Here is a 21,592-nt window from a genome sequence, read left to right on the forward strand (position 1 = left end):
CACGGTGCCCTCAGCATGCTACTGGGTTGTACTGTCGACTGGACTAATCAGGCATTAACAGGTAACGCGGTGTGACAGGTATTGTGGAATTGCTCATAATCGTATTTCTTTTTGTTGGAAGTACTAGCGGGCGTTGGTAGCCTCGGCACCGTGTGATCGCCGGGGGCGATGTGCCCGGCGGTAAATTGGTTGTTTTTCGGGGAAGGAATTTCTATGTCTCGCGTTTTGTCCACCGAGCAAGCAAAGGCTGCGATCTCGCAGGTCCAGTCGATCATCAACGGCGGGTTCACCGACCAGATCTCCGCGCTGGATGCCCAGGGCCGGGTTCTGTCCGATCCGAACGTGTGGGACGGCCCGCTGGCGGCGCAGTTCCGCGGCTCCACCTGGCCGGAGACCAAGGCCGCGCTGGACAAGGCCAAGAACGAGCTGGAGGAGCTGCGCGGACAGCTTCAGAAGATCTCGCAGGACATCTTCTCCGCCGGTGGCGGCGCCTGAGCCTGCCTTTTGCGTGAGGGCCGGGTGGGCGTGACGCTCTGACGAGCGCGCCTTGCCCGGCCGCTGCGCGTTGTTCTTTAGCTGCGCGTTGTTCTTTGTTGTTCCTGTTTTTTCATGGGGGGCTTTGGCCGTGACCGAGTTCGTTGAGATGCCGTTGTTGCCGCATTCGGATGCCTCCGATGGCGGCCGGTTCGACTACGCCGTGGCCGGGCAGGTGAAGTCCGCGTTCGAGTCGGCGGCCTCACGGCTTGAGGAGCACGCGGGCTCGCGAACCTCCCATGTTTCCTCGGCGAAGGAGGACTTCAAAGGGCACTTCTCCGAGGTCTTCCAGGCCAACGCCGCCACGGCCAGGAACGACGCGGACGCTCTGGCGTCCGCGCTGCGGACGGTGGCCGGTTACGTCGGGCAAATGATTAGTGAGGGGCACGAAGAGGACACCCGGCGGGAGCGGAACAACGAGTGGGTCCGCGAGCACAACGACCGGAACTTTTTTGAGCAGGCCGGCGATTGGTTGTTCGGCGAGGAAGCACGGCCGAACGCCCAGCCGGGGAAGGCCCCCGCTTTTGCCCCGGCCCATGCCCACACGGGCTCCCGGGAGACCCCGCCGCCCGGCGGAGGATACGGGGGAGGGACCTCCTCGGCCCGGCCGGCCAACCTGCGCTCCTTCGCGGCGAACTCCCGCGGCCTGGATGACGGGTTGGCCTCGGCCCCGGGCACGCTGGAGGGGCACCTGTCCTCGTTCGAGTCCCGCTGCTACTGGGGATCGATCGACGCTTCGGGAGTGATCGCCGCCTACCGGGCGTACCTGCGGGCCAACGAGAACGACGCCAAGTGGGCCGTGACCGTCGCTGACGCGTTTGCCGCAGCCGGCGGCGAGGGAAACGTCTCCACCCTCTCCGACGCGGCCGTGAATGAGGCCTTGGCGGCGGCAGGGGTCAGCGCCAGCCGCTCCTCCCTGGTCATCGACCCGCCAACGGCGGCGGGCGCGATGCCCACCAGCGGGTACGCCAATGACCCGGTGAACACGGCCACCGGCAACTTCATCGAGCCGGAAACGGATCTGGGGTTCGCCGGGGCCTGTTCGAACCTGGTGCTGTCGCGGATGTACAACTCGCTGGCGTCGGGCCTGGAGGTGCCGGGGGTGTTTGGCCCGGGGTGGGCCTCGGTCCTGGACCAGTGCCTGACGGTCTCGGACGAGGGCGTCCGCTGGATCATGGCCGACGGCCGCGCGGTCGACTTCCCCCGCGAGGGGGACCGTTGGGCCCGCGGCGTGGGAGAGAACTACTGGCTCACCCGCGAGCCCGCAACCGCGGCAGGCCTTGCGGAGTTGGGCTCCCTGCCGGACGGCACGGCCGAGGTTTTGGTGGTTCGGGACAACCAGGGCGCCTGGTGGGCCTACAGCCTTGCCGGGACGTGGCTCGGTGCGGGGGCGGGACCCGGCCGGACGGTGTCCGTCCTGCGGGAGAACGGGGCCAACGGGGACAACGGGGCCGACGGCGGCAGCGCGGTTCCGGTGGCGCGGCTGGCCCACGTGCGGGGCCGGTTCCTCGACGTCGAGTACGTGGACGGCCGGGTCGCGGTGGTCAGGGCCTCCGACGGGCGCCGGGTGGAGTACGGGTACGACGACGCCGGCAGGCTCACCAGCGTGGCGACCGAACTGGGGGCGCGAACCTACCGGTGGAACGAGCAGGGGCTGATCGAAGCCGTAGTTTCGGCCGCGGGAGTCCTCGAGGCGGAGAACACCTACGACGAACACGGCAGGGTTGTCCTGCAGGTGACCCAACACGGGCGCAGGACCCGGTTCGCGTATCTGCCCGGCCGCGTCACCGTCGTCTCCGACGAGGACGGCACCCGCTCCAACTCCTGGATCGCCGATGCCAAGGGGCGCCTGGTCGGCGTCCTGGACAGCCATGACCTGCGCCAGTCGATGGCCTACGACGCGCACGGCAACCTGGTCTCCTTCACCGAGCGCGACGGGGCGGTCACGGTGCACGCCTACGACGGGCGGGGCCGGAAGACCCGGACCGTGACCCCGGAAGGTGCTGACCTGACCTACGGCTGGGACGGGCAGGACCGCATCACCACTCTGGTGACGGAGTCCGGCTCGGTGGTCTCCTACGAGTACGCCGATGACGTCTCGAGGGACCCCTCGGCCATCCGGGATCCGCTGGGCGGGCTCACCGAACTGCAATGGCGGAACGGCCTGCTGACCCGGGTCGTGGACCCCGCCGGCGTGGCCGTCGACTTCACCTATGACGGGTTCGGCGACCTGGTCGCCACCCGGAACGCCGCAGGCGATGCCACACGGATCGTCCGGGACAACGCGGGCCGCCCCGTCGCGGCGATCAGCCCGTCCGGGGCCGAGACCCGCTTCAGCTACGATGCCGCCGGGCTGCTGGTGCGGCGTGAGGACCCGGACGGCGCCGTCTGGGCCTTCGAGCACGATTCCGCGGGGCGGACCACGGCGTTCATCGCCCCGGACGGCGGCCGGACCGAAGTGGAATACGCCGCCAACGGCGAACTCGTCCGAACCGTCGACCCGCTGGGCCGCAGCGTCGAGCGATCCTTCGACGAACTCGGCAACGTCACCGCCGCGGTGCTGCCGGACGGTGCCCGGTGGTGCTTCGCCCACGACACGCTCTCCCGGCTGGTCGGCATCACGGACCCCGCGGGCCACGACTGGGTGCGGGAGTATGACAAGGTCGGGACCCTGACCGCGGTCATCGACCCCACCGGGGTCCGCACGGAGGCCGCTTCGGACCGCCGGTCCGGCACGTCCACCCTGACGGAGGCGTTCGCGTCCTCGACGTACAGCTTCGATGAGTACGGGCGCCCCACCCGGGTGCAGGGGGCGGACGGTTCCGCCGAACTTGTGTCCTACGACGCGGCGGGAAACCCGGTGGAGCTCGTCGACGCCGAGGGCGGCCTGACGGTCCTGGGCCGGGACGTGGCCGGCAGGATCACCTCGGTCACCTCGCCCACGGGTGCGCTCACCCGGTACGAGTACGACGCGTGCGGGAGGCCCTGGCGGACCACGGACCCGCTCGGCGCCGTCGTCGAACTGGCCTACGACGCCGACCAGCGCGTCATCGCGCGGACGCTGCCCACCGGTGAGGTCGAGACGTTTGGCTACGACGCGTGCGGGCGGCTCGTGCTGCACCGCGCCCCCGGCAAAGGCGTGTCCCGGTACGGCTACGACAAGGCAGGGCGGCTGACCTTCTCCCAGGATTCCTGGTACGGCACCCGCCGGTTCAAATACAACCTCGCCGGGGAACTGACAGAGACCGTCAACGGCGTGGGAGGGCGCACCCGGTTCGAGTACGACGTCCGCGGGCGCCTGGTCCGCATCACCGACCCCATGGGCGGGGTGACCACACGCACCTACACCGAAACGGACCAGGTGGAGTCGGTGACCGACCCGCTCGGACGGGTGAGCACCGCCACCTACGATCCGGCCGGACGCCTGCTGTCCCGGACCGACCCGGACGGGCACACCACCACCTGGACCTACGACCAGGCCGGCCGGCAATCCTCCACGTCGTTCGACGGGCAGCTGCTCGCCGCCGTCGAACGTGACGTGGCCCGCCGCCGCGTGATCATCACCGATCACACCGGCCCGGACGGGCTGGCGGTGGAGCACGAGCTGGGCTTCGACCGGCGCGGGCTGCTGACCTCCCGCACCCGCGCAGGCCTTGGCCTGTCCTGGGAGTACGACGCCGACGGACACCGCACCGCCTTCACCGACGCCAACGGAACCACCACCGCGTACACCCGCGACGCCGCGGGCCGGGTCACCGGGGTCGGCAATCCCCTGCTGGGTGAGGCCGTGTTCACCCACGATGCCTCGGGGCGGATCACCTCGGCCACCGCCGGGGACCTGGTCCAGGAATGGACCTACCGCAACGGGCACCTGTCCGAACACAGCCGCGTTAACCGCGCTGTTCCGGGCGGGGCCGAGGTCACCATGATTGGCCGGGACGACGATGGCCGGATCACGGGCCTGACCCGCTCCGGTGCCGTGACCCGGTACGGGTATGACGGGGCCGGGCAAATGGTCTCGGCCGCCACCACGGCCCGGAGCGAAGGGCCGGAAGTTGCCGGACCCCCTGCCGGATCGGAATGGGAGTACGACGCCGGCGGACGCCTGGTGCGCGAAAGCACCCCGGCCGGTTCGCGGGAGTACGAGTACGACGCTGCCGGGCAGCTTCTCGCGGTCACCGACGCCGACGGGTCCCGGACGGAGTACGTCCATGACGCGTTGGGCCGCCGTGTCCGGCTCATCGGCCCCGACGGGTCCTGGACCGAGTACGCCTGGGGCCCGACCGGACACCTCAGCGGCACCACCGAACGCACCGCCGACGGCGCCGGCACCTCCCGGCACGGACTGTGGGTGGACGCCCTGGGCGAGCTCGCCGGCATCGACGGCGCGGAGGTGTGGTGGGACACCGCCAACCCCATCCCCGCCCTGGCCGGCATCAGCGGCGGGCAGGTCCTTTCCCTGCCCGGCGGTGTCACCGGTGTTGGAGACGTGTGGACGGCGCCGGGCTGGCGCGCCGCCCGGCCCACCGACCAAACCGACCCCTGGGCCGTCATCGGCACCCCCGCCCTTCCCGCTCCCGGCGGAACGGCAGGTGCCGTTTCGGGGTCGGTCGGAGTGCTGCCCGCCGGGATCCGTTTGACGGGCAGCGGCGGCGTCGACATCGCGGGCCTGGAATGGCTCGGGGCGCGCGCCTATGATCCCGCCGCCCGCGGCTTCCTCTCCACCGACCCACTCGCCCCGGTCCTGGGCGCGGGCTGGGACGGCAATCCCTATTCCTACGCCGGCAACAACCCGCTGAACGCCACGGACCCCACGGGCCTGCGTCCCCTCACCGACGGCGAACTGAAGGCCTACGACGGTTCCGCCGGGGGCGCCCTCGCGGCCGCCGGGAACTGGGTCGGAGACAACTGGGAATACCTCGTCGCTGGGGCTGCGATCGTCGCCGGCATCGCGCTCATGTGCACCGGCGTGGGCGGCCCTGCGGGGCTGGCCTTGATGATGGGCGCTGGTGCCTTGGTTTCCGGTGGTGTCTCTGTCGCGACCCAAAAGGCCGGGAACGGCTCAGTCGATTGGGGCCAAGTCGGAGTTGACACCGCCGTCGGCGCCCTCGCCGGCGGTCTGGGTGCCGGTACGGGTGCGATGATCGCGGCGAGGTCCGGATCCGGTCTGGCGGCTCGTGCAGCTACCGCAGCAGCTGGAGGTGCCGTTGAGGGTGGGGCCAGCGGCGGTGCGAGCTACGCGATGTCGCCGGGGCCGCATACACCCGGTGGATTCATCCAAGCGACGGGTACGGGAGCCGTCATCGGTGGAGCCACCGGGGGAATCACTGGATACAAACCCCAATGGCTCGGAATTGCTGACATGAAGACGTTCAAGTATGGACTCTACCGCTCCGGGTATTCGCACGAGGATAGCATTCTGTCGCGCGCGGGGGATTCCGGATTCCAAAAGGATTTTGGCAGTTTCTGGTCGGCCGATGCTCCAACGTCCGTTCTCCAGGCGCGGAATGACAAGGCGATTCTCCCTGAGTGGTACAACAAGAACGGTGAGATCACTGGATACAGCCCGCTGAGCATGGGGTATACGGCAAGTTTCCCCGAGGGGACAACAATGTACAGCGGTACCGTACGGCGCCAGATCGGGCTTGATGGGACTGTATACCCCGGCGGGACGCCGCAGGTTCTCATCCCTGAGTCTTATAAGCACGGCGTCATAATCGATAAATGGGAACTAAATTGAGAAGCATTAGTCTGGATGAGGGTGTCGCACTGCTGCTGAAGTTGTCCGGGTATCTGGACGAGCTTGAAAAAGACGTGTCTGCAGCATGGTTCCGTAAATGCGCGGGTGAATTGCAGGAAGGGTTGAACCGGAAGCAACAACTTGAGGTCTGCCGCAATATCCTTCATTCGCTCGACAATGGGCCAGGCCGAATCCCGGACCTTTATTTCGCCCATCCTGACGGGTCTCCGGATATTGAGCGAACCGACGCATATCTTGAAACCATCCGGGCTGTTCGACGATTTGCAAGGAATGGTGTGCCGCCCTGGTCGTACTTCATTGTCTGACGGAAAATTTCAGGAACGATGAACACGAAAAATAGGCGGTCCCGCAAGCGCGAGTCCGGGATGAGCTACTTTGTTTTTGGCGTCGTCCTCTTATGCGCGACGCTTGCCTTCGTCCTCTTCGGACGGCTCGAGGCGCCATGGCAGGCGTTCGCGGCCCTGGCCGCCGGTACCGCGCTGGGGATTTGGCTCTTCCGCTTCGGATCGCGTCACGCGTGGGTGTCGCTGCTGTGTCTATTCGGGGCGCTGGCAGTTTGCGTGGTCCTCTTTATGAATGCGGACACGGTCGGTTCTGCGGGTATCGCCTGGATCGGAGCCTTCGTCGCCGGAACCAACCTGGGCGCGGCATGGAGGCTCGCCGCGACGAAACCGACGGCAAGCGCTGCACGCGCTGCAAAAGGCGCAGAAGCTGCATGGGAAGTGGACGGTCAGGAATTCGCGTCCGTGGCGGAGGCCCGGAAGGTGGCCAGTGCCGCGCTGCGGGCCCTGGACGGGAACGCAAGTGCGCACGTGTACGTCGAGCATGGATCAGCGCGTTTCGAGGTGGCCGGCAGTGCGGGAACGGGGCTGGTGTGCCACCGCAATCCCGACGTTTCCAAGGAGGCGTCGTGGGCGGCGTTGGTGCGAACCGACCAGGCCGCGGACAACTCCGTGGAGGTTCCGATGGGGGACCTGAAGGGTTCGATGCCTTCGCGCGTGGTTCACGATCTCCCCTCTGCCGAGGCTGCGCTTTCCGACTTTTTCAAGACCCCGGAATCTACGCCGTCTGGCCCTGAGTGGCTGACGGGCAATGAGGCTCTGGGCACGCGCCTCACAATCTTCTAGTCGAATGCTTCCTGGACGAGCCGGGCGGCACGCGATGTCCGCGCATGAGGATGTTCGCCGACGTCGTGCACCCGGCCACCGCTACAGGCAGGATCCGCAACCTTCTTGGAATTTGAAGTAATTCGCGTGGCATATCAGAAGACGTTCTTCCGAGCGGTCGAGTACAAGCGGTCAGGGCTCTTCGGACTGGCGCACCGGTGGTCATTCGTGCTTGTTGATGCCTCGGGACAGGAACGCAGGGTGGACTTGAAAGAATTGCTGGATGCGCTCCTTCCGGAGAAGGATTCCGCGCGTTCGGATGCCTACATGTGCATCGATCGGGCCACGGAACTCTTCAGCAACGGCCAATCGGAGTGGGTTGGGTATCCTTCCGGAGCTGTCGTCGCTGATTTGAACAACATTTAGGGCGACGGCCACGGACCGGTTCCACGTCCGGCAGCTATTGGTGCTTCGGTTCGGGCGAATTTGATTGCGCAAAAATTCTAGTTACAGGTGATTGAAGATATGAGAGATACGCAGGATTCGTCGCAATTTATTCGCTTTCTGCGAGGGACTTGGACTCTCCTAGCCATGGCACTGGTTTTCGCGACAGGAATTTTCTTCTCTGCTTTGTCACTGCGTAACGGTTCGAATGGTGTGGAGATCGTCGCCTTGCTTCTTCTCGGTCTTGCGGGGGGCGGTTTAGTCCGGGGTCTGGTTCGTGAAAATTTGGTGGCGGTCGTTTTCATCGTCCTTGTCGTGGGGGAGTGCGCTCTTCTTTCTCAGCTCTCTGGCCCCTGGTCCAAGCTATGGCCGGTATTGATACCGGCCAACGCCATTGGGGTGATGGTGGGTAATGTTGTTCGCCAGGGACTACTCGAGAGCAGGCCACGTATTTCGCGTGACGTGTGGGTAATCAACGGTGCTGAGGAACCACGGACAGAGAGTGCAAGGGCAGTGTCGCTGGCTGAACTCTCATCTTGGGACAGCGCCAAGTCGGGGCGCTTCCGTGTTGAGCGCAACGGAGGATTGTTTGAAGCGATAGGAAATCCGGTGATGGGTTTCATCGTGCACTGCGCCGCAAAACTCCAGGAGGAGAGCGACTGGCGGATACTTGGTTCAGTCGAAGGAGGGGACGAAACCGAGATCCGCATACCCTCAGGCCCTGCTTATGCCCCCAGCGGGGTTGTGGTCGACCTTGAAACTGCACAGGCGGCCTTGCAGGGCTTTTTCCACTACAGGGGCCCTGATCCAGGGCTGAAATGGACATCTGGCGAACAGGTGTTGGATCTGAAGTTCGGCTAGCTCCTCTGGACCTGCCTCGGCCCTTGCCTATTGCACCGTGCTGGACGTGTCGCGGGAGCACCGCCACTGCCACGCGGAGGTTTTCCAGGAGTCAGCGCCGAGCCTTGGCACTACCCGCTGGCCAGTTCAACTGAGGCAGGTCAACGAGGTCGCCTCCGAGAACCCGGTGTCCGCTATTGCGGGAACACCGCAGGGTGTTTGTACTTGGTATCAACGGCAACCTCGGCGTCGACAGTCGCACGGCGGAGCCCGATCAGTACCAGAGCGTGGGATCGACGTGGAGGCGGTGCCGGGTAACCTCGCCGCTTCCCCTACCGGATGGAGCAGGCCATGGTCGTCCTTCACACCGTGATAGCCATCGTCCTCATCATCCTGCTCATCATCAGGTTCAAGGTCGACCCGGTGATCTCGCTGATCATCGGCTCGCTCTACCTCGGCCTGGCAACCGGTGTGGGTTTCACGGCGACGATCGTGGCGATCGCCGCCGGTTTCGGCGAGATCATGGGCGAGGTCGGCCTGCTCATCGGCTTCGGAGTGCTCATCGGGGCAATGCTCCATGCGATGGGCGCCTTCCGGAAGATGGTGACGGCACTCGTCAAGGGCGTCGGCGCGCGCCGGCTCCCGTACGCGTTGGCGGCTGCGATGTCGACGATCTTCCCTTCGATCTACGTGGACGTTCAGGTGGTGTTGGGTTCTCCGGTGGTGCGTGCCACCGGGCCCTTGATCGGCAGGACCGGCTTGCCGCATATGGCCGGGGCGCTCGGGACCGGGATCTTCGCCGGCTACGTCTTCGTGATCCCGGGACTGGCCGCGGTCTCCATCGCGGGCCTGCTGCACATCCCGCTGGGCATGTGGCTGATCTACGGCTTCCTGATCGGGCCGGTGACCGCGCTCGTGACGACGTTGATCTTCCGGCTGCTCCTGCGCGGCAACTACTGGAAGCCAGACAGGGACGAAGTGACGGATCCGGCGCTGATCGAACTGGAGACCACCGAGCTGGTCACGGAGGACACCCGGACGCCCCCGCTGTTCGTCTGCCTGCTGCCCATCCTCGTGCCGCTGGTGATGATCGCGTTCGGTGCCTTCGCCGAGCTGTTCCAGTTCTCCAACGACTTCATCGCCTTCCTCGGCGACGCCAACTTCGCGCTCTTCGTCGGCCTGCTCGGTGCCTACCTGCTGTGCCGGGGCACCCTGGGCCTGAAGGGAACGAACACGGCCATGGGCGAGGGCTTCCACACCACCGGCGAGATCCTGCTCATCACCGGCATCGGCGGTTCCCTGGGCGCCGTCATTGGCGAGACCGGGCTCGACGAGATCCTGGCCGGCCTTTTCTCCGCCGACGCGGCGGCGCCGGTCATCCTCAGCATCCTGCTCGCCTGGTTCATCGCCGCGGTGCTGCACCTGGCGATCGGGTCGGTGTCGGTGGCAGCCATCACGGCCGCCGGGATCATCGGCCCGGTCCTCGCGTCGATCAGCGTCTCCCCGCTCGTCATCGGCCTCGCCATCGCCTCGGGGGCGATGTTCGCCCTTCAGGTCAACAGCAACTTCTTCTGGATGTTCAAGGCGCTGCTCGGACTCTCGACCCAGGGGACCTTCAAGACCCTGACGATGGTCACCTCCATCGCCTCGGTGGTCTCCTTGCCGCTGGTCATGGCAGCGGCGCTCATCGCGTAGGGCGGCTTGCGCACCCGAACGAGCCGGACCTGGCCAGTGGCGGGTCAGCTGCCCGGGGGGAGCAGCCCCTCGCGGACGGCGGCCAGGGCGGCCTGGGTGCGGGAGCGGAGGTTGAGTTTGCCCAGCACGTTGCTCACGTGCGTGCGTGCGGTACGTTCGCTGATCCGCAGTTCGCTGGCGATCTCCTGGTTGGACCTGCCCTGCCCCACCAGCGCCAGCACGGTGCGTTCGCGCTGGGTCAGGGAGGAGATGCCGGTGGGCGGGGACAGCCTGGCCCGGGTCAGGTGCTTGGCCACCGCCGTATCGATGAAGACCTCATCGCGCGAGGCGGCGCGGAGGGCGCTGGCCACCTCCGTCGGGCCGGCGTCCTTGAGCAGGTAGCCGGAGGCTCCGTGCTCAAGCACCGTGTGCAGGCGCTCGGTTTCCCCAAAGCTGGTCAGCACCACCACCTTGACGTCGGGGTAGCGGCTGGTAATTTCCGCCGTCGCGGAGACGCCGTCGAGCCGGGGCATCATCAGGTCAAGGAGGACGACGTCGGGCAGTTCCCCGTGGGCCGACATGTCCGCTAGCTTTTCCAGCGCCTCTTGCCCGTCGCTGGCTTCGCCCACGGCCTCGATGTCCTCCAGGACCTCGAAATACGCCTTGATGCCCCGGCGGACCACCGCGTGGTCGTCAACAATGAGCACCTTCAGGGTCGGCACCGGATCGGTCATCAGTTCTCCTTGTCCAGACTGTTTGCCGGCAGCGGGAAGCGCGCGCGGACAGTGGTGCCGGCGGCCTGTTCCCAGTCGACCGAGAGCTGTCCGCCCCATTGCTCGGCGCGCTCGCGCATCGAAGCCAGCCCGTGTCCGCTGGATCTCCCCGGTGCCGTGTCCGGCGGCCCCGGCGGGCAGCCGGAACCGTCATCACGGACCGAGACCTCCAAGGCGGCGGTGCCGCCGCCGTCGATATCGACCCGGATCGAGCCGGCTCCTGAGTGCTTGACCGCGTTGTGCACCGCCTCGGCAACGATGAAATAGACGTCCTCGAGCAGGTGGGTGCGCAATTCATCCGCGGCGTCCGAGACGGCGAGCCCGACGTCGATTCCGGTCCGGCGCCGGGTGTTCTCCGCCAGTGTCTGCAGGGCCGCGCCGAGGCCCTTTTCCGTGACCGGCGACGGCTGGAGCTGGTTCACCAGACTGCGCAGGTCCTGCAGCGTCGACTGCGTGATTTCCTCGAGTTCGGCCGCGACGGCCGCGAATGACTCCGCCTGCGGCCCCGGGCTGCGTTCGGCGAGCACCTTGAGCGCCTGCGTCTGCATGCCCATCGAAAAGACCTGCTGCACCACCGAGTCATGCAGGTCCCGGGCGAGCCGCTGCCGCTCGGCCCGGCGGGCAACGTAGCGTTCCCGTTCAAGCAGTTCGGCGTAGTCGATGGCCAGGGCCGCCTGGTCGGCCATGGTGGCCAGGAATTCCATCATCCCGTGGTCGACCTTCTGCTCCGGGGCAAAGAACACGTTGAGGATGCCGACCGCCCGTTCCCGCACCAGGATCGGCACCGAGGCAAACGCGTCCCAGCGGGGCGAGCGCAGAAGTTCGTGGAGCGGCTCCCACGCCGGATCCGCCATCACTGCTTCGTAGCGGTGGTGGATCACCACGGGCCTTCCGGTCCGTAGGGCATCGAGCATCCCCAAGGTGGCGCCGCGCCGCTGGCACTCCATCAGCAGGGCAAAGAAGCTGTCGGAGGGGGGAAACCCTGCCGAACCGATCACGTGCAGCGGCCCCTCGGGCTGCTCGGTGGCCAGGATCTGGACCCCCGCCAGGCCGTTGGCCCGCAGCACTTCGCTGGCCATGGCGTTGAGGGTGGTGGCCAGCGAGCGTTCCGAGGCCACCCGGGCCGCGGTGCGGGCCACGGCGGCTGCCCTGCGTTCCTGCTGGCGGCGCATGGTCACGTCCCGGAAGGACACCACGTAGCCGTGCCGGTAGCCGTGCACGCGGTACGCCAATTCACGGGATTCGGACCGGGCCACCGGCCAGGACGCCAGCCGTTCCGCCTCGAGTCCCGCGGCATCATGCGGTGCCTCGTCTACGTCGAACAGTCCATCCAGGGTAGCCAGGGCGTCCCCGTCGAGATCGAGCAGGGTTGCCCCCGCCTGGTTGATCTGCGTTACCCGCCCGGTGGTATCCACACGCGCGAGTCCCACCGGGGCCAGTTCCCACCATTCGGCTTCCGGAGAGCCTGCTGCGCCCATCATGGCTCCTCCTTCCGGACCGGTGAATGCACGCCCGAGCAGATGCGGCGTCCTCTCAGAGATTACGCGGTCCGCGGTTCCCGCACGTGGGCGCCCCATCAGTGCAGGAGCCCGCCGCCGTCGCACACCAGGGATTGGCCTGTCACCAGGGCCCCGTCCGGCGAGGCCAGGTAGGCCACCAGGCCCGCGAAATGTCCGGGGGTGACGAATTCCTGGATGGCCTGCTGTGCCATGGTGGCGGCAAAGACGTCGTCGGAGGAGTGGGCGAGGGTCCCCGGGGTGGCGATCTGGGCGGGCATCACCGCATTGGCGGTGATGCGGTCCGGCCCCAGTTCGCGGGCCATCACCCTGGTCATGCCGATCAGTGCGCCCTTGCTGGCGACATACGCCAGCTGGCCCGGGCTGCCGGTGAAGAAAGTCCTGGAGGCCACGTTGATGATCCGGCCGCGGTACGGGCTGGCCTTCAGGTACGGATGGCAGGCCTGCACCATGGACAGCGCGCCGGCGGCATTGACGGCGAAGTAGCGGTGGAGGTCTTCGGGCGTGGCCTCGAGCAGGCTCGCCCGTCCGCTCAGCAGGCCGGCGGCGTTGACCAGGATATCGATCCCGCCGAAGGCCTCCGCGACCTTGCCCACGACGTCGCGAATCTCCTCCGGCCGGGTCACGTCGCAGTGCCAGGCCGTGATCCCCTCCGGCGGGACCGGCCCGGACCACCACGGCGCCTTGATATCCAGCGCGGCCACGGCGCTGCCTTCGGCCGCAAGGCGCTCGGCGACGGCGCGGCCCAGCCCGCCGGCGGCCCCTGTCACCACCGTTACGGTGCCGGCCAGCCGTCCCGTGCCTGCCGGGGCCGCGGTATCAGCGGCCGTGCCGCCGTCGTGTCCGGCACGTTCCAGTCCGGCACGTTCCATGGGTCGGGTCCTTCCTTTGCTGCGAGCATGCGGCTCCGGGCCGGCCGATGGAGAAGGCCGGCCCGGAGCCGCATCCGTGGTGCCGTTGGTGGGGCGGTCCCTACCGGGGGGATGCGCCGGATGGCTGGCCGGCCTCGGCGGGCAGGTTCTCGAACAGGGCCAGGGCGGCGGCCGTGTTCGACGCCGGCACATGGTAGGTCTCGTGGACCCGGCGGATCCCCGGCCCCAGGGCTCCGCGCATGACCAGCCACATGATGAGTTCGATGCCTTCGGACCCGGCTTCCCGGATGTAGTCCTCCCGGGACAGGGCCGCCAGGGCCGCGGGATCGGTCTCGATCTTGTCCAGGAACATCCTGTCGAACTTCTCGTTGATCAGGCCGGCGCGGGCACCGGCCAGCTGATGCGACATGCCCCCGGTCCCGAAGACGGCAACCTTGAGGTCCTTCGGGAACGATCGGATGGCCCGTCCCAGCGCCTCGCCCAGGGCCAGGCACCGTGCGGCGGTGGGCTGGGGGTACTGGATCACGTTGACCAGGATCGGCACCACCGCACACGGCCAGGCATCGCCGGGCTCCGGGCAGTAGACCGAGAGCGGAACGGTGAGCCCGTGGTCGACCTCCAGTTCCTGGCAAACCGTCATGTCGAAGCCCTCGTCCACCAGGCTGACCAGGATGTGCTCGGACAGTTCGGGGGCGCCCACCACCGGGGGAACATTGCGGCTGCCCCATCCTTCATCGGCAACCTTGTACGCGTCCGCCGTCCCGATGGCGAACATCGGGGTCATGCTGAGCTCGATGGCATTGGCATGGTCGTTGTAGACGACGATCGCCACATCCGGGGTGTGTTCGGCCATCCATTCCCGGGCCGGCCCGTAGCCGTCGAACAGCGGCTTCCAGTACGGATCCTCCGTCTTGTGGTTGTCCATGGCGGCGCCGATGGACGGCACGTGGGAGGTCGCCAGACCCCAGATCAATTCAGCCAAAGCTGCGTCCTCCTGCGTTCAGGGCCTTGACGAATTCCTCGGTCGTCATGCCGGTAAATATTCCTCCGAGGTCCTGCATGGACTTCTTGTCCAGCACGGCCAGCTTGAAGACGTAGAAGATGGATCCGCCCAGATCCAGCATGCGCGTCCAGTCGCGCTGGAGAATGGCCTCCCGCTGCTCCGGGGACAAGCCGTATGCCTCGCAATAGGCGGCCTCATCCGCGCTGAAGCGCTCGCGGTTGGCCGCGTCCTTCAACGAACCGCACAGGCGGTTCAGTGCATATCCGCGGTTGCTCTGGGCAACGTCGAAGACGTACGTCCCTGGCACCTCCGGCGTCGACGATGGCATCAGTACTCCATTTCTCGGCAGCGTGGCTTGCTGGCCTGGTGGGATGAGGGCGACCCGCACGCCGTGGCGGCGGTGTTGCGCACCTCACATTCTGACTCTAGGAACCGTTCGTGGTGCCGGCATCCGTCGGATGCCGCCCTGCGTCCGGGACAAATGTCCTGTTTCGCTAGAAAACAACAGTCGTATTGCCCTCCCGGAGGATCCGGTCTTCGCAATGGGCGGCGACGGCCCGTGACAGCACCCGGCGTTCGACGTCGGCCCCGCTGCGGGCCAGATCCTGCGCCGAGTCCCGGTGGGAGACCCGGATGGCGTCCTGCTCGATGATCGGCCCCTCGTCCAGGTCCTTGGTGACGTAGTGGGCGGTGGCGCCGATCAGCTTCACGCCCCGGTCCTTGGCCTTCTGGTAGGGGCCGGCTCCGATGAAGGCGGGCAGGAAGGAGTGGTGGATGTTGATCACCGGCACCCCGACCGCTTCGAGGAAGTCCTCGGTGATGATCTGCATGTAGCGGGCCAACACCACCAGGTCCACGTTGCCGGCCAGCAGTTCCAGGTGCCGGCGCTCGGCCTCCACCTTGCCTCCGGAGGCCGGCACGTGGAAGTAGGGGATTCCGAACGGGCGGACGTCCTTGGCGAGGTCGGGGTGGTTGGAGACCACCATAACGATGTCCATGGGCAGTTCGCCGCGGCGCTGCCGCCACAGCAGGTCCAGCAGGCAATGGTCCGACTTGGAGACGAAGACCGCAACCCGCTTGCGCTGCCGGGCCTCCACGAGCTGCCAGGACAGCCCCAGTTCACCGGTGAGCCGGGCGTCCAGTTTCTCCCGCAGTTCCTCCAGGCGGGCCGGCAGGTGGGGGAGGCTGAAGACGGTCCGCTGGAAGAACTGGCCGCCTTCGGGGTCGCTGGAGTGCTGGTCCAGCGACACGATGTTCGCCCCGGCCTCTGACAGCAGTGCCGAGATGCTGGCGACGATGCCGTGCTGGTCGGTTCCCTGGACGATCAGCCGGCCGATGTCTTTGCTTCCGGAGTCCGTTCCGGAGGCGGTCGCCAAGGATTCCTGCGGCGGTCGCTGTCGTGGCGTTTCCTCGGTGGCGGCCGTGGTCACTGGTCCTCCTGTTCCGCGACCGACTGCACCAGGTTGCGGCGCCAGGCCTCGGTCTCGGCCAGGTCGTTGAAGGTGAAGATGTGGAAGCCGCGGATGTTGGTGTCCGCCGTCGGCACCGCCGCCGCCAGCCCGCGGATGAGCTTGTCGGGGCGGTATCCGCCGGGCATGAAGAAGCGCCACAGCATGTTCTGCTGCTTCTGCAGGAACCGGGCGGACTGTCCCAGCCCGAGTCCTGCGGAAACGCGCACCAGCTTCTGGCGGCTCACCGGCCCGGGCATGCCCACATAAATGGGCAGCTCGACGCCGCGCTGCTTGATCCCCGCCGCCCAGGCGGTGGTGGTCCTGGCGTCGAAGCAGATTTGGGTCAGGATCCGCGTGGCGAGCGGAGCCTTCTGTTCCAGAGCCGACTCGAGGGCCTGGTCCTCGATCGTGGCGTGGCCCTCGGGATAGCCCCCGATGCCGACGTCCTCGAAATGGTGCCCCAGGGAATCCAGCGACTTCAGCAAGGAATAGGCGTCCGGGAACCGGCCCGCGGGCTGCGGGGCATCTCCGGCGATGATGAATACCCGCCGGACGTCGGCCTCCCGCAGCTGATCGACGACGCCGGACAGTTCGGCGTCGTCCCTGAAGAGGCGGGCGGGCAGGTGGGGTGCCACCGAATATCCGTGCCTCCGCAGCCGAAGGACCAGGTCAAGGGTCACGTCGATGCCCTTGCCTCCGGTGGCGGTCACCGTCAGGGGGACGGAGGTGGGTACATGCTCCAGCACCTTGTCCTCCGTTCCCTTGAACGGCATGACTTCGTAGCCGATGTTGCCGGCCAGGCCCGCCAGCGCCCGCCTGCTTTGCGGGGAAGGGGCAGTCTTAGACAGTTCCAAATCGGTACCTCCCAATACTGGGGCCCGGTCTCCGGGCCGTCACGCGTTGCGGTAGGAGTCGCGGACCGCCTGGACAAAGGGCGCCGGAGCCACGGTGGCGCGGATCTCCACCTGCCGGTGGGCTTCCACGGCAGGCTTGGCGGAGTTCGGCTGTTCTCCCCACAGCACGCTCACTTCGGTGCCGGGCTCGCTGACGTCGAGGTCCACGGTCGCCAGGGACACCATCACGTGTTCGTTCGAGATGTAGCCGGCATCCATCGAGATGCCGGCCCACCGGCCGTCGTGCAGCACCTTGTCCATCTGGAACAGGGCGTAGCGGGCCTTGGGCATGTCGATGAACTTTGCCGGGGTGCCCGGCTCGTACAGCGAGCGGATGGCGCTGGTGACGTCGTCGGTGTTCCAGACGAGGGTGACCTTCTTCCGGCGCGGCGTCCCTGCGAGCCGTTCGAGCGCCGTGCGGCCGAGGAAGTCGTGGTCGAACTTCACCACCATGCCGTAGCCGAGGTCATAGGGGGTGACGTAGTAGTCGGTGATGTCGGACGAATCCAGGCTGCCGCCGAGCGAACCCAGCGACTCGGCGCCCAACCACTCCCGGTACGGCTTCTCGGCCTCGCCGAAGATGGCCGGAACCGGCGACGGAATCCAACCGGATTCCAGATTCGCGGTGGAATAGGCCTTGGCTCCGGCCCGGACGAGGCCGAACTCCTCGCCCGCCGCCAGGATCGCGTCCAGGACGTCCTGGCCTTCGGCCCAGGGGCCGAAAAGCTCGAACCCGGGCTGGCCGGCCATGCCGTGCCGGAGCGCGCGCACCCGGTGCCCGGCAATGGTGAATTCGGCCATGTGGAAGAACCGGACGTCGGGCAGCGGCTGGCCGGTGAGCTTCTCCACCAGTGCCGCCGTGTTGGGTCCCTGGAGTTCGTAGCGGTACAGCTTCGGCGAACGGCCCTGGCCGCGGACGAAGGAGTTGTCGTCGCGCTCGATGCGGGCGTCGTAGCTTCCGGTCTCCAGCTGGAACTGTAGCCAGTTGAGCACGGTGTGGTGGCCGACCAGGTCGAAGCTCTCGTCGTCGAGATGGAAAAGGATGGCGTCCCCGATGAAGAAGCCCTCCTCGTTGACGGCCACGTACTGCTTGGCCTGCCCCGGGGCGAACTTCGCAAAGCTGTTGACGCCGAAATCGGCCAGCAGCTTCAGGGCGTCCGGACCGGTGATGAACAGGTCCGTCATGTGGTGGGACTGGTCCAGCAGGGCGCAGGATTCGCGCCAGGCCGCCTGCTCGGAGCGCCAGTTCGTGAATTCGGCCGCCACCGGAAAGGTATGGGGGCGGTACGCGGAGTTGCGCAGGAGCTCGACCGGGTTTCCGGCCCGCCCGATGGCGGCTCCGAGGCTTTCGGCGTTCTGGGACTGCAGGGTTTCAACACTCACGATGATGGCTTTCTCTAGGGCCGATGGGTGACCCGTTCCGGGTCGGTGGGGCGGCTGGTCCGGCACCACTGGGGGCGGACTGTGCGCCGCATCACTACTAGCGACCCTAGATCGTCAACGAAAATGGTTCTTCATATGGTTGGCCCGTCTGCCGCGGGACATATGTCGCATAACGTGCCCGCCCGGTGCCGCGCAGCGGCCGTGCCCAGACATCCCCGCATGACGGCATGCCGGCCGGTGGCGCGGGGTTTCGGCCCGCGCCACCTTGCCGTGCCTGCCCAGTGGACGACTGCCGCTTAGTGGGCGGATGCCGCGAGGGCGGCTTCGTCGAGGTGGGCGATGGAACGGGTGTCCTGGAAGGCGCGGAGGCCCTCGAGGCCCTGTTCGCGGCCCATGCCGGAGTCCTTCATGCCGCCGAAGGGGGCGCGCAGGTCCAGGCGGGTCGCGCCGTGGTCGTTGACCCAGACGTAGCCACAGGCCAGCTGCGCGCCGATCCTGTTGGCCGCGGCCCGGTCCGCGGTCCAGACAGAGCCGCCGAGCCCGCCCCAGGTGTCGTTGGCGGCGGCGATGGCCTGGTCCTCGGTGTCGAAGGGGATGATCGGGATGACCGGCCCGAACTGTTCCTCGGTGACCACGCGCAGGCCCGGGTCCGGGTCGATGACCAGGGCCGGGCGCAGGTAGTTCCCGCCGGCCAGGTCCGGGTCCGAGGGCATCATGCCGTACTCGCGCACCTCGGCGCCGGCGTCCCTGGCCTCGTTGATCAGATCCTGAACGAACGCCTTCTGCGCCGGGGAGTGCAGCGGGCCCATCGTGGTGGCCGGGTCCAGGCCGTAGCCGATGACCGCACGCTCCAGCCGGGCGGCCAGCCCGGCGGTCAGTTCCTCCAGCCGTGAGCGGTGCACGTAGATGCGCTTGGCGTTCATGCAGATCTGCCCGGTGGTGTCGAAGACTGCCGCGTAGAGCCGATCCAGGTGGGTATCGTCCAGGACCGCGTCGGCCAGGAAGATGGCCGCGTCGTTGCCGCCGAGTTCGAGCGTCACTCGGGTCAGGGAGGCCGAGGCCATTGCCATGATGCGCTTGCCGCCCGGGACGCTGCCGGTGAAGCAGACCTTGGCGATGTCCGGGTGCTGGATCAGCGCGCCCATCCGGTCGTCGGCGCCAGTGACGACGTTGAGCACTCCCGGCGGCAGCTTTTCGGCCACCCGCTGCACGATCCGGGTGGTGGCCAGCGGAGCGGTGGGCGGCGGCTTGACGATCGCGGTGTTGCCGGCCAGCAGGGCGTGCGGCAGGGCCGCGCCCAGGATCGCCACCGGCCAGTTGAACGGCACGATGACCGAGACTACGCCCAGCGGCTGGTAGGCCACGGTGGTGCTCACCGGGATCCCCGGGGCCGGGTCCAGGACCTTGGCCTTATCCACCTCGCCCGCCAGGGCCAGCGCCAGGTTCCAGCGGATCTCGAACACCAGGGCGTCGACCCAGGCCTCGAAACGGACTTTGCCGTTCTCCTGCGACAGGATCTCCGCGTCCTCGTCGCGCAGTTCCGCGATCCCTTCGATGGCCGCGGCCATCAGGCCGGCCCGCTCCTCGGCCGACAGTGCGGCCCAAGCCGGGTACGCTGCCTTCGCCGCCGCGACCGCGTCCTCCACATCCTGCGTGGTGGCGGCAGCGGCATGGCCCACCACCGATCCGGGCCTGCCCGGATCGGCCACCGCCAGGGTCTCACGCGTCTCCCGGGCCTCACCCCCGATAAACAGCCCCGTGGCCACCTGGGCCGTCGTTTGCGTCGTCTCTGTCATCGCCGAACACCTCTTCCGTGTTTTCATCCCTTTATTGCATTGCCGTATTGCATTGCTTTGCTGCCGCGCCGCAGGACCGGTGCGGCGGCAAAACCGAAACTAAACCGCCTGTGCGGTCCGCCAGCCGGCGTGGTATTCCTTGCGGGCCGTCACCGAGTACGGTGCGGGGCTGACAATGGCGCGGACCTCAAGCTGCCGGTGCGGCTCCACGGTGGTCTTGCGCGTGCCGCCGTCGGGTTCGCCCCAGACCACCCGCACCTCCGTGCCCAGCTCGATCTCCGGGGCGACGGTGGCCAGGGACAGGGCGCGCTTCTCGTTGGCGCTGTATCCGGTGAACATGGACACGCCCACCTGGGTCCCGGTTTCGTCGATGATCGAGTCGTAGTTCGAGGAACCGTAGTTGGCGTTCGGCAGGTCGAAGTACTTGTAGCTCTCGGACTCGGTATCGAACATGGACGCGAAGATCTTGGCCATGTCCTCGGCGTTCCAGGCCAGCGTGACCTTGCGGCGCTGGGTGGCCGGATCGATCTTCTCCAGCGCCTCGCGGCCGATGAAGTCGTGGTCGAACTTGACGAACGAACCGTAGCCCAGCTCCCACGGGGTCAGGTAGTAGTCCTCGATGTTGTTCGAGACGAAGCTGCCGGCCACGGCGTTGGTGGCCTCGTAGCTGTCCGCCCCCAGCCATTCGCGGTAGGGGCGCAGTTCCTCCCCGGAATAGATCGCGGGCAGCGGCGACGGGATCCACCCGGATTCCAGCGTGTTCGAGGAATAGGCGCGGGCGCCGACGGCGAGCAGGCCGAACTCCCGTCCGGCCTCCAGGACCGCGTCGCGGACCCTGTCGTAGGACTCGTACGGCCCCCACAGCTCCAGGCCCGGGGCCCCTGCCATGCCGTGGCGCAGCGTGCGCACCCGCACACCGGCCACGGTGAGGTAATCCATGCTGAAGAACTTCAGCTGCTCCACCGGCCCGCCGTTGAGCTTTTCGATGATCGGCCAGGCATTCGGGCCCTGGATCTGCAGCCGCCAGTACTTGCGCGACACCGGCTTGCCCATCGGGCGCGACGGCGAGCGGCGGTCCACGACGACCTCCACGTCATACCCTCCGGTTTCGCCGTGGAAGAGCAGCCAGTTGGCGGCCGGCGAACGGCCCACGTAGACGAACTCGTCCTCGGCCTCGTGGAAGAGGATGCCGTCGCCGATCACGTGCCCGGCCGGGGTGGTGGGCACATACTGCTTGGCCTTGTTCACCGGGAACTGGGCCACGCTGTTGACCGCGGTGTCCGAGATCAGCCGCAGCGCGTCCGGGCCCTTGATGAACAGATTGTCCATGTGGTGCGACTGGTCGTACAGCACTGCCGTGTCCCGCCAGGCGCGGACCTCGCTGCGCCAGTTGGTGAACTCCGGGGCGACCACCGGGTATATGTAGGCGCCCACCTGTGAATTGCGCAGCAGGTCGACGGCATTGCCTGAAGCGTCCAGGACTTCCTGCAGGTTCTTTGCGCTCATGATTCCCCCTCCTAGCCGGCTGGGCCGGAATGTCTTGGG

The 21,592-nt window shown here is 67.3% G+C and carries 17 protein-coding genes; 7 read left to right on the forward strand and 10 right to left on the reverse strand.

Annotated features, from left to right (window positions below):
- Window positions 1–213 precede the first annotated feature (213 nt).
- The 7 genes from ABD912_RS00190 to ABD912_RS00220 all read left to right on the forward strand — a co-directional run bounded on the left by ABD912_RS00190 (window position 214) and on the right by ABD912_RS00220 (window position 10,380).
- Window positions 214–495 carry a pyrophosphorylase gene (locus ABD912_RS00190; protein ID WP_345147574.1) on the forward strand — a complete coding sequence of 94 codons (282 nt, stop codon included), beginning with the start codon at window positions 214–216 and terminating at the stop codon, window positions 493–495.
- 130 nt (window positions 496–625) lie between these two features.
- Entirely contained in the window at window positions 626–6,274 is a 5,649-nt protein-coding gene (locus ABD912_RS00195) for a DUF6531 domain-containing protein (RefSeq protein ID WP_345147576.1), read from the forward strand.
- Window positions 6,259–6,600 (forward strand): hypothetical protein, encoded by a 342-nt coding sequence (locus ABD912_RS00200; protein ID WP_345147577.1) that lies wholly within the window; start codon window positions 6,259–6,261, stop codon window positions 6,598–6,600. The genes ABD912_RS00195 and ABD912_RS00200 overlap by 16 nt, the downstream gene beginning before the upstream one ends.
- An 18-nt stretch (window positions 6,601–6,618) precedes the next feature.
- Entirely contained in the window at window positions 6,619–7,422 is an 804-nt protein-coding gene (locus ABD912_RS00205) for a hypothetical protein (protein ID WP_345147579.1), read from the forward strand.
- Between the two features lie 126 nt (window positions 7,423–7,548).
- Window positions 7,549–7,827 (forward strand): hypothetical protein, encoded by a 279-nt coding sequence (locus tag ABD912_RS00210; RefSeq protein ID WP_345147580.1) that lies wholly within the window; start codon window positions 7,549–7,551, stop codon window positions 7,825–7,827.
- A gap of 165 nt (window positions 7,828–7,992) precedes the next feature.
- Window positions 7,993–8,706, forward strand: coding sequence for a hypothetical protein (locus ABD912_RS00215; RefSeq protein ID WP_345147582.1), 714 nt, complete (start codon window positions 7,993–7,995; stop codon window positions 8,704–8,706).
- A 330-nt stretch (window positions 8,707–9,036) separates the two neighbouring features.
- A complete protein-coding gene (locus tag ABD912_RS00220) occupies window positions 9,037–10,380 on the forward strand; it encodes a GntP family permease (protein ID WP_345147584.1) in 1,344 nt (447 codons plus the stop codon).
- A gap of 44 nt (window positions 10,381–10,424) precedes the next feature.
- Here the strand turns inward: ABD912_RS00220 and ABD912_RS00225 are convergent, their stop codons facing one another.
- The 10 genes from ABD912_RS00225 to ligM form a co-directional block, all read right to left on the reverse strand.
- Entirely contained in the window at window positions 10,425–11,093 is a 669-nt protein-coding gene (locus tag ABD912_RS00225) for a response regulator transcription factor (RefSeq protein WP_345147585.1), read from the reverse strand.
- A complete protein-coding gene (locus ABD912_RS00230; protein ID WP_345147587.1) occupies window positions 11,093–12,613 on the reverse strand; it encodes a sensor histidine kinase in 1,521 nt (506 codons plus the stop codon). Before ABD912_RS00230 ends, ABD912_RS00225 begins: the two co-directional genes overlap by 1 nt.
- 95 nt (window positions 12,614–12,708) lie before the next feature.
- Window positions 12,709–13,521, reverse strand: a complete 813-nt coding sequence (locus tag ABD912_RS00235) for an SDR family NAD(P)-dependent oxidoreductase (RefSeq protein WP_345147589.1) — start codon at window positions 13,519–13,521, stop codon at window positions 12,709–12,711.
- A gap of 100 nt (window positions 13,522–13,621) precedes the next feature.
- The gene (locus ABD912_RS00240; RefSeq protein ID WP_345147591.1) at window positions 13,622–14,503 is read right to left on the reverse strand and encodes a class III extradiol dioxygenase subunit beta; all 882 of its coding nucleotides are present in this window, start codon (window positions 14,501–14,503) and stop codon (window positions 13,622–13,624) included.
- Window positions 14,496–14,852 carry a protocatechuate 3,4-dioxygenase gene (locus ABD912_RS00245; RefSeq protein ID WP_345147592.1) on the reverse strand — a complete coding sequence of 119 codons (357 nt, stop codon included), beginning with the start codon at window positions 14,850–14,852 and terminating at the stop codon, window positions 14,496–14,498. Before ABD912_RS00245 ends, ABD912_RS00240 begins: the two co-directional genes overlap by 8 nt.
- A 166-nt stretch (window positions 14,853–15,018) precedes the next feature.
- Window positions 15,019–15,900, reverse strand: a complete 882-nt coding sequence (gene purU, locus ABD912_RS00250) for a formyltetrahydrofolate deformylase (RefSeq protein ID WP_345147766.1) — start codon at window positions 15,898–15,900, stop codon at window positions 15,019–15,021.
- 50 nt (window positions 15,901–15,950) lie between these two features.
- Complete coding sequence (locus ABD912_RS00255; RefSeq protein ID WP_345147593.1) at window positions 15,951–16,829, reverse strand: methylenetetrahydrofolate reductase; 879 nt, start codon at window positions 16,827–16,829, stop codon at window positions 15,951–15,953.
- Window positions 16,830–16,868: 39 nt separating this feature from the next.
- Window positions 16,869–18,251 (reverse strand): aminomethyl transferase family protein, encoded by a 1,383-nt coding sequence (locus ABD912_RS00260; RefSeq protein ID WP_345147594.1) that lies wholly within the window; start codon window positions 18,249–18,251, stop codon window positions 16,869–16,871.
- 296 nt (window positions 18,252–18,547) lie between these two features.
- The gene (locus ABD912_RS00265; protein ID WP_345147595.1) at window positions 18,548–20,047 is read right to left on the reverse strand and encodes an aldehyde dehydrogenase family protein; all 1,500 of its coding nucleotides are present in this window, start codon (window positions 20,045–20,047) and stop codon (window positions 18,548–18,550) included.
- 99 nt (window positions 20,048–20,146) lie between these two features.
- Window positions 20,147–21,553, reverse strand: coding sequence for a vanillate/3-O-methylgallate O-demethylase (gene ligM / locus ABD912_RS00270; protein ID WP_345147597.1), 1,407 nt, complete (start codon window positions 21,551–21,553; stop codon window positions 20,147–20,149).
- Window positions 21,554–21,592 lie beyond the last annotated feature (39 nt).

Source organism: Arthrobacter ginkgonis (assembly GCF_039540195.1).
Classification (GTDB): domain Bacteria; phylum Actinomycetota; class Actinomycetes; order Actinomycetales; family Micrococcaceae; genus Zafaria; species Zafaria ginkgonis.